Source organism: Bradyrhizobium sp. AS23.2, from assembly GCF_001908185.1.
In the GTDB taxonomy this organism is placed as follows: domain Bacteria; phylum Pseudomonadota; class Alphaproteobacteria; order Rhizobiales; family Xanthobacteraceae; genus Bradyrhizobium.
Window position 1 is genome coordinate 26,007 of record NZ_LGHM01000072.1, and the last position, 12,376, is coordinate 38,382.

General features: G+C 64.7%; 11 protein-coding genes. 4 read left to right on the top strand and 7 right to left on the bottom strand.

Annotation, left to right across the window (positions count from 1 at the left end; all coding sequences use genetic code 11):
* Positions 1-21: 21 nt before the first annotated feature.
* Genes AC630_RS16425 through AC630_RS16435 form a run of 3 tightly spaced genes read right to left on the bottom strand, consistent with a single transcriptional unit; the run spans position 22 to position 2,056 of the window.
* Entirely contained in the window at positions 22-657 is a 636-nt protein-coding gene (locus AC630_RS16425; RefSeq protein WP_074119549.1) for a GNAT family N-acetyltransferase, read from the bottom strand.
* Between the two features lie 22 nt (positions 658-679).
* Positions 680-1,330, bottom strand: coding sequence for a CoA transferase subunit B (locus AC630_RS16430; RefSeq protein ID WP_074119550.1), 651 nt, complete (start codon positions 1,328-1,330; stop codon positions 680-682).
* An 18-nt stretch (positions 1,331-1,348) separates the two neighbouring features.
* On the bottom strand, positions 1,349-2,056 hold the full coding sequence (locus AC630_RS16435; RefSeq protein ID WP_074119551.1) for a CoA transferase subunit A: 708 nt from the start codon (positions 2,054-2,056) through the stop codon (positions 1,349-1,351).
* A gap of 274 nt (positions 2,057-2,330) precedes the next feature.
* On the opposite strand from AC630_RS16435, the gene AC630_RS16440 reads away from it, so the two are divergent.
* The 4 genes from AC630_RS16440 (at position 2,331) to AC630_RS16455 (ending at position 7,789) form a co-directional block, all read left to right on the top strand.
* A complete protein-coding gene (locus AC630_RS16440; RefSeq protein ID WP_074119552.1) occupies positions 2,331-4,259 on the top strand; it encodes an AsmA family protein in 1,929 nt (642 codons plus the stop codon).
* A gap of 222 nt (positions 4,260-4,481) precedes the next feature.
* The gene (locus AC630_RS16445; RefSeq protein ID WP_074119559.1) at positions 4,482-5,867 is read left to right on the top strand and encodes an ABC transporter substrate-binding protein; all 1,386 of its coding nucleotides are present in this window, start codon (positions 4,482-4,484) and stop codon (positions 5,865-5,867) included.
* Positions 5,868-6,068: 201 nt separating this feature from the next.
* Positions 6,069-6,941 (top strand): carbohydrate ABC transporter permease, encoded by an 873-nt coding sequence (locus AC630_RS16450; RefSeq protein WP_074119553.1) that lies wholly within the window; start codon positions 6,069-6,071, stop codon positions 6,939-6,941.
* A complete protein-coding gene (locus AC630_RS16455; protein WP_074119554.1) occupies positions 6,938-7,789 on the top strand; it encodes a carbohydrate ABC transporter permease in 852 nt (283 codons plus the stop codon). Before AC630_RS16450 ends, AC630_RS16455 begins: the two co-directional genes overlap by 4 nt.
* A 49-nt stretch (positions 7,790-7,838) precedes the next feature.
* Here the strand turns inward: AC630_RS16455 and AC630_RS16460 are convergent, their stop codons facing one another.
* The 4 genes from AC630_RS16460 to AC630_RS16475 are packed head-to-tail and all read right to left on the bottom strand — an operon-like array spanning position 7,839 to position 12,273.
* Entirely contained in the window at positions 7,839-8,651 is an 813-nt protein-coding gene (locus AC630_RS16460; RefSeq protein ID WP_074119560.1) for an ABC transporter permease, read from the bottom strand.
* Between the two features lie 4 nt (positions 8,652-8,655).
* Entirely contained in the window at positions 8,656-9,570 is a 915-nt protein-coding gene (locus AC630_RS16465) for an ABC transporter permease (protein WP_074119555.1), read from the bottom strand.
* Positions 9,567-10,736, bottom strand: coding sequence for an ABC transporter ATP-binding protein (locus tag AC630_RS16470; protein ID WP_074119556.1), 1,170 nt, complete (start codon positions 10,734-10,736; stop codon positions 9,567-9,569). Before AC630_RS16470 ends, AC630_RS16465 begins: the two co-directional genes overlap by 4 nt.
* Before the next feature lie 52 nt (positions 10,737-10,788).
* Positions 10,789-12,273 (bottom strand): glycerol-3-phosphate dehydrogenase, encoded by a 1,485-nt coding sequence (locus AC630_RS16475; RefSeq protein WP_074119561.1) that lies wholly within the window; start codon positions 12,271-12,273, stop codon positions 10,789-10,791.
* Positions 12,274-12,376: the final 103 nt, after the last annotated feature.

Consider the following 12,376-nt stretch of genomic DNA (forward strand, 5'->3'; position numbering starts at 1 on the left):
TTCACCGCTCGCGCGGGGCGATCAAATCGCGCGCACAAACATTCGAAAGCCGGGCGCGCCGATGATCGCTTCGAACGCGGGATCGCGCTTCTCCTCCGCAAAGACAAATCCGGCCTTGGCGTAGGCGCGCTCGGCCGGCTCGTTGCCGATCAGGAACGATATCGTCGCCCGGGCAAATCCAGCCTTCCGCCCCTTATCCAGCGCGTAGGCAATCAGTGCTTGCACGAGGCCGCGGCCGCGATAGGCGGGATCAGTTGCAACATGCTCGATCATCCAATCGCCCTCGCCGCCCTGAACCCAGCAGACACGCGAATAGGCGCCACGCTGACGGATGGAGTCCAGCTCTGACGCAGCGAGCCCGGTCGCAATACCGACCTCTTCGATCGCGCGCCAGGCCGCGGGTCCGGTGCCTGCTGCAGGCACGGCACAGAGCGCGGCGGCCGGCTCCCCGTCGACCTCAGCGACCAAAAACTGCGAGACGTGCCACATCGACACCGCGCGAGCAGTCGAGACCCGCGCGATGAAATCCAGGCATTGGGCTTCAGGCCAGCCGAGCGCGACGTCGAACCAGCCACGCGGCCGATAGCCGCGCTGCGACGACAGGATGGTGCGTGCGATGAAATCGGCGTCGCCGGGACGCGCTGACCGTATCGTCATGCGCGCCCCCTTTGCGAAGACCTTACGTGTTCTTCAGTGCGACGCGGAATTCGGCCTCGGTCTTGGCCTTGACCTCGTCGAGCGTGACGCCGTCGGCGAGCTCGATCAGCGCCATGCCGCCGTTGCCGTGCTTGTCGATGGTGAAGACGGCGAGATCGGTGACGACCATGTCGACCACGCGCTCGCCGGTCAGCGGCAGGTTGCACTGCTTCAGCAGCTTGGCGCCGTCCTTGGCGGAATGCTCCATCACGACGACGACGCGCTTGACGCCGGCGACGAGGTCCATCGCGCCGCCCATGCCCTTGACCATCTTGCCGGGGATCATCCAGTTGGCGAGATCGCCGTTCTGGGCCACCTGCATGGCACCGAGGATCGACAGATCCATGTGGCCGCCGCGGATCATGCCGAAGGAATCGGCGCTCGAGAAATACGAGGTCGAGGGCAGCTCGCTCACTGTCTGCTTGCCGGCATTGATGAGGTCGGCATCTTCCTCGCCCTCATAGGGGAACGGGCCCATGCCGAGCATGCCGTTCTCGCTCTGGAGGCTGACGTCCATGCCGTCGGGAATGTAGTTCGAGACCAGCGTCGGGATGCCGATGCCGAGATTGACGTAGTAGCCGTCGCGCAATTCCTTCGCGGCACGCGCGGCCATCTGTTCACGGGTCCAGGCCATGTGAGTCTCCTGATACGCTTAAGCGGCGGTACGCGGGCGGGTGTTGCGGAATTCGATGCGCTTCTTGGCCGTGCCGACCTCGACGATGCGCTTCACGAAAATACCGGGCGTGTGGATGTGGTCGGGATTGAGTTCGCCGGCCGGGACCAGATGCTCGACCTCGGCCACCGTGACCTTGGCGGCGGTCGCCATCATCGGGTTAAAGTTGCGCGCGGTCTTGCGATAGATGAGGTTGCCGGCGGTGTCGCCCTTCCAGGCGTGCACGATGGCGAGGTCGGCGAACAGGCCGCGCTCCATCAGGTACTTCTCGCCATCGAACTCCTTCACTTCCTTGCCCTCGGCGATCAGCGTGCCGACGCCGGTCTTGGTGTAGAAGGCCGGGATGCCGGCGCCGCCCGCACGAATGCGCTCGGCCAGCGTGCCCTGCGGATTGAATTCGAGTTCCAGCTCGCCGGCGAGGAATTGCTGGGCGAACAGCTTGTTTTCGCCGACATAGGACGAGATCATCTTCTTGATCTGCCGGGTTTCCAAGAGGCGGCTGAGCCCGATGCCGTCGACGCCGGCATTGTTGGAGACCACCGTCAGGCCCTTGACGCCGGCCTCGCGGATCGCGTCCGACAGCTCTTCGGCGATACCGCAGAGACCGAAGCCGCCCGACATGATCATCATGCCGTCCTTGAGAACGCCCTCGAGAGCCGACTTGGCGTCGGGATAGACCTTGTTCATGCAAATTACCTTCGAGTGAACCTTCGGCTTGCAGGCCGTCGCGCCTTGTTGGCGGCGATTATTAGGCGAAATCGTCCGAAGCCGTCAATGATACGGGGTTCTCCGTTCAGCCCCTGGGTGATAGAAGCTGCCCACGCCGTGGGCATAACTGTTCCGCGGCCTTGAAAGCGACAAGAAAACCCATCAAGTTGCGGGGGTTGGGCGTGGGCACGCAGGTTTCCCGGCCCGCCCATCTGGCTCCAACGACCAACCCGATCAGGACATGCCATTGACCATGGCCCAAGGAATGAAGCGCCTCGGGACGCCGATCGCGGCGCTGCTCGGCGTGGCGCTGATCGCCCTGATCGCGACCTCCTGGCTCATCAACCGCGACGCGCTGCGCAAGTCGGTGGAAGCCCAGATCCGCGACGTCACCGGGCTCGAACTCAATGTCGCAGGCAGCATCGATATTTCAGTGCTGCCGGCGAGCTACATCTCGTTCCATGACGTCGGTCTCAAGGGCGGCGGCACCAGCGACCCCGCACTCCATGTCGACGTGCTCACCGCCAATCTGCGGCTGCTGCCGCTGCTGCTGCAACGGTTCGAGATCGCCGACCTGACGCTGCTGCGGCCCCGCATCCATGTCAGCCTGAAGCCGGACGGCGAGAGCAACTGGACTCCCTTCATCCAGACCATTGCGCGCACCATGAAGCCCGGGTCCGACAACCAGATGTCGTTCTCCGAGATCAGGATCCAGGACGGCGTGCTCAATTACGAAGACGCCGCCACGCACGCCATCGAGCAGTTCGGCGACATCGATCTGTCGCTGGCCTGGCCCTCGATCTCGCGGTCTTTCGCCGCGACCGGACAGTTCGACTGGCGCGGCGAACGCGTCGACGGCTCGATCAGCTTCGCCGATTTCCTCGCCGCCCTCTCCGGCGACCGCTCGGGATTGAAGGCGCGGATCACCAGCGCACCGCTCAAGCTCGCCTTCGACGGCAGCGTCGCCAACCGCACCAGCCCGATGATGGAAGGCACGCTCACCATCGACAGCCCGTCCTTGCGCAACGCGCTGCGCTGGACCGGCCAGCCGCAGCCCGGCAGCGGCGGCTTCGGCCGCTTCGCGCTGAAGGCGCGCGCCAATGTCGTGGGTGCCTCGATCGCGCTCACCAATGTCAATGTCGAGCTCGACGGCAACACCGCCGAGGGCGTCATGACCTACGCCAATAACGGCCGGCAGACGCTCCAGGCGACGCTCGCCGCCGACGCGCTCGACTTCACACCTTATATCTCGACCTTCCGCCTGCTCGCGAGCGGCGCCCGCGACTGGAACAGGCAGCTGTTCGATCTCAACGGATTGTCGACCACCGATCTCGACATGCGCCTGTCGGCGGCGCGGCTGACGGTCGGGCCTACGAAGCTCGGCCGCACCGCGATCGGCGCCAATTTGCGCAACGGCACGCTGGCGCTCTCGGTCGGCGAGGCCCAGGTCTATGGCGGCATCGCCAAGGGCTCGTTCGGCATCGCGCGTTCCGATACCGTCGCCGACGTCAAGGCGCAATTCCAGTTCACCGACGTCGACCTGCAGGCCTGCGCCTCCGAACTGTTCGGCCTCAACAAGCTGTCCGGCCGCGGCAACATCAACGTCTCGCTCGTCGCCTCCGGCTCGAGCCCGTTTGGCCTCGTGCAGTCGCTCGACGGCAGCGCCACCGTCACCGGGCATGACGGCGCGATCGCGGGCTTCAACGCCGAGCAGCTCCTCAAGCGCCTCGAGCGGCGGCCACTGTCGGGCGGCGGCAATTTCCGCAACGGCTCGACTCCTTTCGACAAGCTCACCATCGCGGTGAAGTTCTCCGACGGTATCGCCACCGCCGAGGACATCCGCGTCGAAGGGCCGGCGACGAAGATCACGATGACCGGCACCGCCTCGGTGCCGACGCGCGAATACGACATGAAGGGCGTGGCGAGCCTCAACAGCGCGTCCGGCTTCGAATTGCCCTTCGTGGTGCAGGGCCCCTGGGACGATCCCCTGATCTTCCCCGATCCGGAAAGCCTGATCCGCCGCTCGCCGGCCTCCGCGCCGCTGCTCGACATGCTGAAGGACCGCAAGGCGGGCGACGCCGTGCGCTCCGCGATCGAGCGCATCACCGGCACCGGAAAGCGCCCCGCGCCGGCAGAATCGCCGACGGCGGAGAACGCCAAAGAGAACGCCAAGTCCAACTAACACGAAGTCCAATTGAGGACAGCGACCGATCCGTGTCGGCCATTCGACGCGAATTGATCCGGCCGAATTGATGCGGCGATTGGATCGATGCGCGCATTAAGCATCTCCACAGCCCGATAACCCACGACCTATGTCTGACAAGATGCCGCTAGATCGGCTAGCGGCCATGCGCTAGTGTTTTATCCGACCGGTTAAAACACCGGCGACTTGAGGGAGAAAAACGTGAAATCCAAGGTTATTGGCGCAGTATCATTGGCGGTCGCTGCGGCCGGGCTGTTCGCAGCCGCTGCACCCGCATTTGCGCAGCAGAAGACGATTACGGTCTGGTGGGGCAAGGGCTTCTACCGCTCCGAAGACGACGCGCTGCTCGAAACGATCAAGAAGTTCGAAGCCAAGACCGGCATCAAGGTCGAATTGTCGCAATACGCGATCCAGGACATGATTCCGAAGACGGTCGCCGCGCTCGATGCCGGCACCGTGCCCGATGTCGCCTATTCCGATTCCTATGACGTGCAGGCGCAGGGCAAGTGGGCCTATGAGGGCAAGCTCGAGGACCTCACCGATGTCATGGAGCCGATCAAGGATCGCTTCGTGCAGAACACGCTGGACGCATCGATCCTCTATAACGATGTCACCAAGAAGAAGGCCTATTACGGCTTCCCGCTGAAGCAGCAGAGCATGCACGTCCAGATCTGGGGCGACATGCTGGAGAAGGCCGGCTTCAAGCAGAGCGACATCCCGACCGACTGGGCGGGCTACTGGACGTTCTGGTGCGACAAGGTGCAGCCGGCGATCCGCAAAGCCACCGGCCAGCGCATGTACGGCGTCGGCCAGCCGATGGGCGTCGAATCGACCGACGCCTTCCAGTCGTTCTACACCTTCATGGATGCCTATCACGTCAAACTCGTCGACGACGACGGCAAGCTTCTCGTCGACGATCCCAAGGTGCGCGACGGCCTGATCCACGCCATGAAGGACTACACCGACACCTACGTCAAGGGCTGCACCCCGCCCTCCTCCACGACCTGGAAGGATCCGGACAACAACGTCGCCTTCCACAACAAGACGATCGTGATGACCCATAACTTCACGATCTCGATCGCGGCGAAGTGGTACGAAGACTCCCAGAACCAGGCTCTCACTCAAGAGCAGCGCGATGCCGGCAAGAAGGCCTACGAGCAGGACATCATCACCGCGTCCTTCCCGAAGGCGCCTGATGGCTCGACCATCCGCTACCGCTCCGACGTCAAGACCGGGCTGATCTTCACCGCGGCCAAGAACAAGGCCGAGGCCAAGCAGTTCATCAGCTTCCTGCTCCAGGAAGAGAACGTCCGTCCCTACATCGAGGGCGCGCTTGGCCGCTGGTTCCCGGTGACGAAGGAAAGCCAGGAAAGCCCGTTCTGGCAGGCCGACAAGCACCGCAAGGCGGTCTACGCGCAGTTCAAGGGCGGCACCGCAGCGTTCGACTTCACCAAGAACTGGAAGTTCACGATCCTAAACAACGAGAACATCTGGGCCAAGGCGATGAACCGCGTCGTCAGCGAGAAGGTCCCGGTGGACAAGGCCGTCGACGAGATGATCGCCCGCATCAAGCAGGTCGCGGGCTAATTTCGATCCTTCCCTCTCCCCGCTCGTGCGGGGAGAGGGTCGGGGTGAGGGGCTCCATCCGCGAGTTGCAATTGCGGAGAGTCGTGTACCCCCTCACCCGGAGTGCTTCGCACTCCGACCTCTCCCCGCAAGCGGGGAGAGGTGAACGGAAAACACCGGCCGCCTCGTGCGGCCGGAAGTCCTTTCAAAGAGTCCGAAAGAATGGCGATCACGCTCTCTGGCGATCAGTCAATCCCCGCACCGCCCTTGTCGTCGCGGCTGACCCCGGCGCAGGTCTGGGGCATCGTCCTGCTCGCACCCTATCTGCTCGTGTTCCTCGCCTTCGTCGTCTATCCCGTTTGCTACGGGCTGTGGCTGGCGCGGGCCCCTTCGAACTATGTCGCGCTCTATAATGACCCGATCTTTGCGCGCGCCGCGGTCAACACGCTGATCTTCCTGGTCATCGGCATCAACATCAAGATGCTGATCGCGCTGTTCCTGTCGGGCTTCTTCGCGCAGCAGCGCACCTGGATCAAATGGCTCTCGGTGATCTTCATCCTGCCCTGGGCGGTGCCGTCGATCCCGACCATCCTGTCGGTGCGTTTCATGCTCAATCCCGAATGGGGCGTGATCAACCACATCATCTTCTCCTTCACCGGCGATGACGGCCCGAACTGGCTGAACGACCCCACTGTGGCGCTGACCATGGCGATCGGCGTGCACATCTGGAAGTCGCTGCCGTTCTGGACGCTGATCCTGATCACCGGTCGCCTTGCGATCGCGCACGACCTGTTCGAGGCCGCCGAGGTCGACGGCGCGAGCTGGTGGCAGAAATTCCGTTACATCACCTGGCCGTCGATGCAGACCCTCTACGTCACCTGCACGCTGCTCTCGATGATCTGGACGCTGGGCGATTTCAACAGCGTCTATCTGCTCACCGGCGGTGGCCCGGCCGACCTCACGCACGTGCTGGCGACGCTCGGCATCCGCTATCTCCGGCTCGACCAGCTCTCGCTCGCGATGGCCTCCATCGTCTGTGCGATGCCGTTCGTCCTGCCGCTCGTGTACTTCATGATGAAACGGTTGTCGCGATGAAGCTTCCCTCCTTACGCGAAGTCGCGACCGAAGCGCGGTTGCTGCTGATCGGCATTCCCGTCTTCCTGTGGACGATGATTCCGATCTACCACATGTTCCTGTTCGCGATCTCGCCCAAGGAGGACGCGTTCTCGGGCAAGCTGTGGCCGGACCATCCGACGCTGCACAACTTCGAGATCGTGTTCAAGCAGCAGCATTATTTCCTGCGCGACTTCTATGTGCAGTTCTGGAATTCGATGCTGATCGCAGCCGCCGTCGGCGCGCTGACACTGTTCATCGCGACCGCCGCGGCGTTCTCGATCTCGCGGCTGAAGGTGCCGGGCGGGCGCATGGTGCTGAACCTCGCGCTCTTCACCTATTTCATCCCCGCGGCGTTCCTCGCCGTGCCGATGTACCGCACCATGGGCAATTACGGCCTGCTCAACAATCACTGGTCGCTGATCCTGGCGATGGTGACGATCGCCAGCCCTTACGCGATCTGGGTGCTCAAACAGGCCTCCGACAAGCTGCCGGTCGAGCTGGACGAGGCCGCGGTGATGGACGGCGCCACGACGCTGCAGATCTTCCGCCTGGTCTACCTGCCGCTGATGATGCCCTCGCTGGTCGCGATCGGGACCTATGCGGTCCTGCTCGCCTGGAACGAATATCTCTACGCGTTCCTGCTGCTCTCGAACGACCGCCAGATCACGCTCCCCGTAGCACTCGGCAACTTCCTCGCCGCCGACGATTCGCCTTGGGAGCTGTTGATGACCACCGGCTTCATCTACGCGCTGCCGCCGGCCGCGGTCTACTACGCCTTCCGCCGCTACATGGTGGGCGGGCTCACCGCGGGTGCGGTGAAGTCTTAGGCGAGCAGTCATTCCGGGGTGCGCGCAGCGCGACCCGGGAATCTCCCGTTTACAGCGGCGCCGCGCTTTCGCCCTGCGAGCTCGATAGTTTCGAGGCGAGCGAGGCAATCACGATGACCACCGCGATCAGGGCGATCACCAGCGTGCAGATCGCGTTGATCTCGGGCTTCACGCCGAGCCGCACCTCGGAGTAGATCCGGATCGGCAGGGTCGCCGAGCCGGGGCCGGTGGTGAAGCTCGCGATCACGAGGTCGTCCAGCGAGAGCGTGAAGGCGAGCATCCAGCCGGCAACGATGGCGGGCGCGATCAGCGGCAAGGTCACGGCGACGAACGCGCGAACCGGGTTGCAGCCGAGGTCCATAGCCGCCTCCTCCAGCGAACGATCGAGCGAGCCGAGGCGGGACTGAACGACCACCGCAACGAAACACATTGTCAGCGTGGTGTGCGCAAACGTCACCGTCCAAAATCCGCGCTCGGCGTTCAGCGCCACGAACAGGAGCAGCAGCGACAATCCGGTGATCACCTCCGGCATCACCAGCGGTGCATAGAGCATGCCGGAGAACAGCGTGCGGCCGCGAAAGCGCGCGCCGCGCGACAGCGCCACCGCGGCGAGCGTTCCGAGCAGCGTAGCGATGGTCGCGGAGGAGACCGCAACCCGCAGGCTCATCCAGGCCGCCTCGATCATGGCGCGGTCGCTGAAGAACTCGCGATACCAGCGCAGCGACCAGCCGCCCCACACCGTCACCAGCCGCGAGTCGTTGAACGAATAGATGACGAGAATGAGGATCGGCAGATAGAGGAACGCCAGCCCGAGCGCGAGCGAGGCGATGTTGAAGCGGGACAGGCGAGAGACCTTGCGCATCACCTCACCGCCCCTGTTCCAGCTGGCGCTTCTGGAGCCGTTCGTACAGCAGCAGCGGCACCAGCAGCACCACCAGCAGCACGATGGCCGCCGCGGACGCGACCGGCCAGTCCTTGTTCGTGAAGAATTCGAGCCACAGGGTCTGGCCGATCATCAAGGAATTGGAGCCGGCCAGAAGGTCCGGGATCACGAACTCACCGACGATGGGGATGAAGCACAGCAGCACGCCGGCACCGACGCCGGGCAGCGACAGCGGAAAGGTGACGAGCCAGAACACCTGCCACGGCGGCGCGCCGAGATCAGAGGCCGCCTCCTCCAGTGCCAGCTCCATCTTGGCGAGCGTGGCATAGAGCGGCAGGATCATGAATGGCAGGTAGGAATAGACGATGCCGATATACATCGCGCTGTCGGTGGAGAGCCACACCACCGGCTGGCCGACCAGGTGCAGCGCCAGCAGGATCTGGTTGAGCAGGCCGTCATGCTGGAGGATGTTGATCCAGGCGTAGATGCGGATCAGGAACGAGGTCCAGAACGGCACGATCACCAGCACCATCGCCACCGCCTGCCAGCGCTTCGGCAATCGCGCCATGCCGTAGGCAATGGGATAGCCGATCAGCAGCAACAGCGCGGTCGCGGTGACGGCGACGGTGAGGCTGCGCAGATAGGCGAACACATAGATCTCGTCGGAGCCGAGCAGCTTGAAATTGTCGAGCGATAGCGCGGCAAAGGCCGCCTTCAGCGCCCCCCACCCCGCCGTCAGGTCGAACACGGGCTCGTAGGGCGGCTGTGCGATCGCGGTCTGCGACAGGCTGATCTTGAGCACGAAGGCGAACGGCACCAGGAAGAACAGCACCATCCAGACATAGGGTGCGATGGCGGCAAAGCGCGCCGGTCGCGCGAAGATGCGGCGTGCGCTCATGACGGCAGCAACACGCAGTCATCGGGCGTGAACCAGGCGACGACATTCTGGTTCAGGCTGTAGGCATCGACGTCGAGGCGCGCGCTGTTGGCCACCGAAGCCTGCAGCATTCCGCCGGTATCGAGCTTCACCTTGTAGGTGGTGGTGCCGCCGAGATAGCAGATGTCGGCGATCACTCCGTCCAGGCGGTTGATCGCCGTTTCACGACCGGCCTCGCTCACTGGACCGCGGCGCGAGAGCTTGACTTTCTCCGGGCGGATCGCGACCGAAAATCTTGTCTCGCCGACCGCCTCGCGCGGCTCGGCCACCACCAGCGTGCCCGCACCGCCTGTGCCGATGACCAGGCGGTGACCATCGCGCAATTTGAACTCGGCGTCGAACAGGTTGATGTCGCCGACGAACTCCGCGATCCAGCGCGAGCGCGGCGCTTCGTAGAGCTCGCGCGGGCTCGCGACCTGATCGAGCCGGCCGGCCTTCATCACGCCGATCCGGCTCGCCATCGTCATCGCCTCCTCCTGGTCGTGGGTAACGATGATGAAGGTCATGCCGAGCCGGCGCTGGAGCTCCATCAGCTCGCCTTGCGTGCTCTCGCGCAGTTTCTTGTCCAGCGCCGCGAGCGGCTCGTCCAGAAGCAGGAGCTGCGGACGGCGCGCCAGCGCACGGGCCAGCGCGACGCGCTGGCGCTGACCGCCGGAGAGCTGGTCGGGCTTGCGCTTCTCCAGCCCCTCGAGCTTCACCAGCGCGACCATCTCAGAAACGCGCGTGGCGATGTCGGCGCGCGCCATGCCGGCGCGTTTCAGGCCGAAGGCGATGTTGTCGCGCACCGACAGATGCGGGAACAACGCGTAGCTCTGGAACATCATGTTGATCGGACGTTCGTGCGGCAGCGCCTGCGCGATATCCTTGCCGCCGAGCAGGATGCGTCCTTCGTCCGGCGCCTCGAAGCCGGCGAGCATACGCAGGAGCGTAGTCTTGCCGCAGCCGCTCGGGCCAAGCAGCGCAAAGAACTCGCCCGCCTTGATGTCGAGCGACACGCCGTCCACGGCGCGGAACGACCCGAACGTCTTGGCGACACCCTCGATGCGCAGCAGCGGCTGGCCCGCCGCAGGACGCACATCTCCGGCCGCATCTGCCGCGGCGTCTGTTCTGGGCAACTCGTCAGTCATGTTCCCTGCCAACCCCGATTCCGCCGCACGCTAGCGGCCGATCGTCCCTAGCTCAACCGCTTCGGGGCAAATCGCTCACATCACATTTCGCCATGAACGCGGCCAGCGCGTCGCAGTCGGCGGCCGGCATGGTCAGGCCGAGCTTGGAGCGGCGCCACAGGATATCCTCGGGGAAACGCGCCCATTCGTGGCTCATCATATAGCGCACTTCGGCGCCGGTCAGTTCGGGGCCGAAGGCCGGGCCGAGCTCGCCGCGGCTCTTCGCCTCACCAAGGATAGCCGGCAATCGCGAGCCATAGGCTGCGACCAGGCGTTGGGCCTGCGGCTCCGAGAGAAACCGCCAGCGGTCACGCGCGGCGTCGACCTCGGTCTCGAAACCGTCCCAGGCGAAATCTCCGCCGGGCAGCGCTGCGCCCGCGGTCCAGCGCGGCGACATCGGATAGAACGGGGCGAGCAGTGTCACGGCCCGCTCCGCGCGCAGGCGCGAGGTGGTGATGTCGCCGCCGAACATCGTGATCAGCGGCGCCTTGCGCCGGCGCGCATGGAACAGCGTCGTGCCGTCGCGTCGCCGCGCGGACGCCAGCGTCAGGTTGACGCCGGAGACCGTCCGGACCACGTCGATCGGAGCTACTTGCTCGCGGAAATAACGGCTGGCGGCTTCACAGAGATAGCTGATGTCGGCCCCCGGCATCGCCACGATCGCCGGATCGCCGGTGAAAGCGCGCGTGACCGTGCCGATCAGCGTGAAATCGTGCTCGAAGGGGGACGCGAAGATCAGCCGTCCATCATTGTTCTGGAAGACGTAGACGTTGTCGGGCTCGAACAGCCGCGGCACGATGATCTGGCTCATCTGCATGGCCGCCATGGCGGGCTGCGGCTGGCGCAGCACAGTTTCCGCGACCAGCGGCGTCCAGCCGCCCGTGGTGTTGGCCAGCGCGCGGGCCGTGATCGCGCGGCGATGGCCGCGATCGACCACCGCGAGCCACCATGTGTCGGTTCTATCGGCGCGGACGCAGCGCGCCCCTGTCCGGATCACCGCGCCACGTTCGGCCGCATCCAGCGCTGTGAGCACGACCAGGCGGGAATCATCCACGACGCAGTCCGAATACTCGAAGGCGATACGGAACGGGCGCTTCAGCGCATTGCCGACCGGATGATGCGTGATGTCGAGGGTGGTCGTTACAGGCAGGCCGCCCCGGCTCGTGAGGCTGTCATAGAGGAACAGGCCGGCACGCAGCAGCCATGGCGGGCGTTCGTCCGAATGCGCGGGGATCACGAAGCGCATCGGCCGGACCAGATGCGGCGCGATCCGGAGCCAGGTCCGGCGCTCGGCGAGCGCCCGGCGCACCCGCCAGAGCCCGCGGCGCTCCAGCACCGACAGATCGCCGTGGATCAGCCGCGGCGTCGCCGACGACGCGGCGCCGCCAAGATCGCCCTGCTCGAAGAGGATGACGCGCAGGCCGCGACCGGCCGCATCGCGCGCAAGGCTGACACCGTTCAGGCCGCCGCCGATGATCGCAAGATCGTAATCCGCCATGAAACTGTCGAGAGCGAGCACAGCGCTCGCCATCACTAGAGCCATTTCCGTTCCGATGAAATCGGAACCAGGCTCTAGATTCTTGTTTGACGCGTTTTCTTTG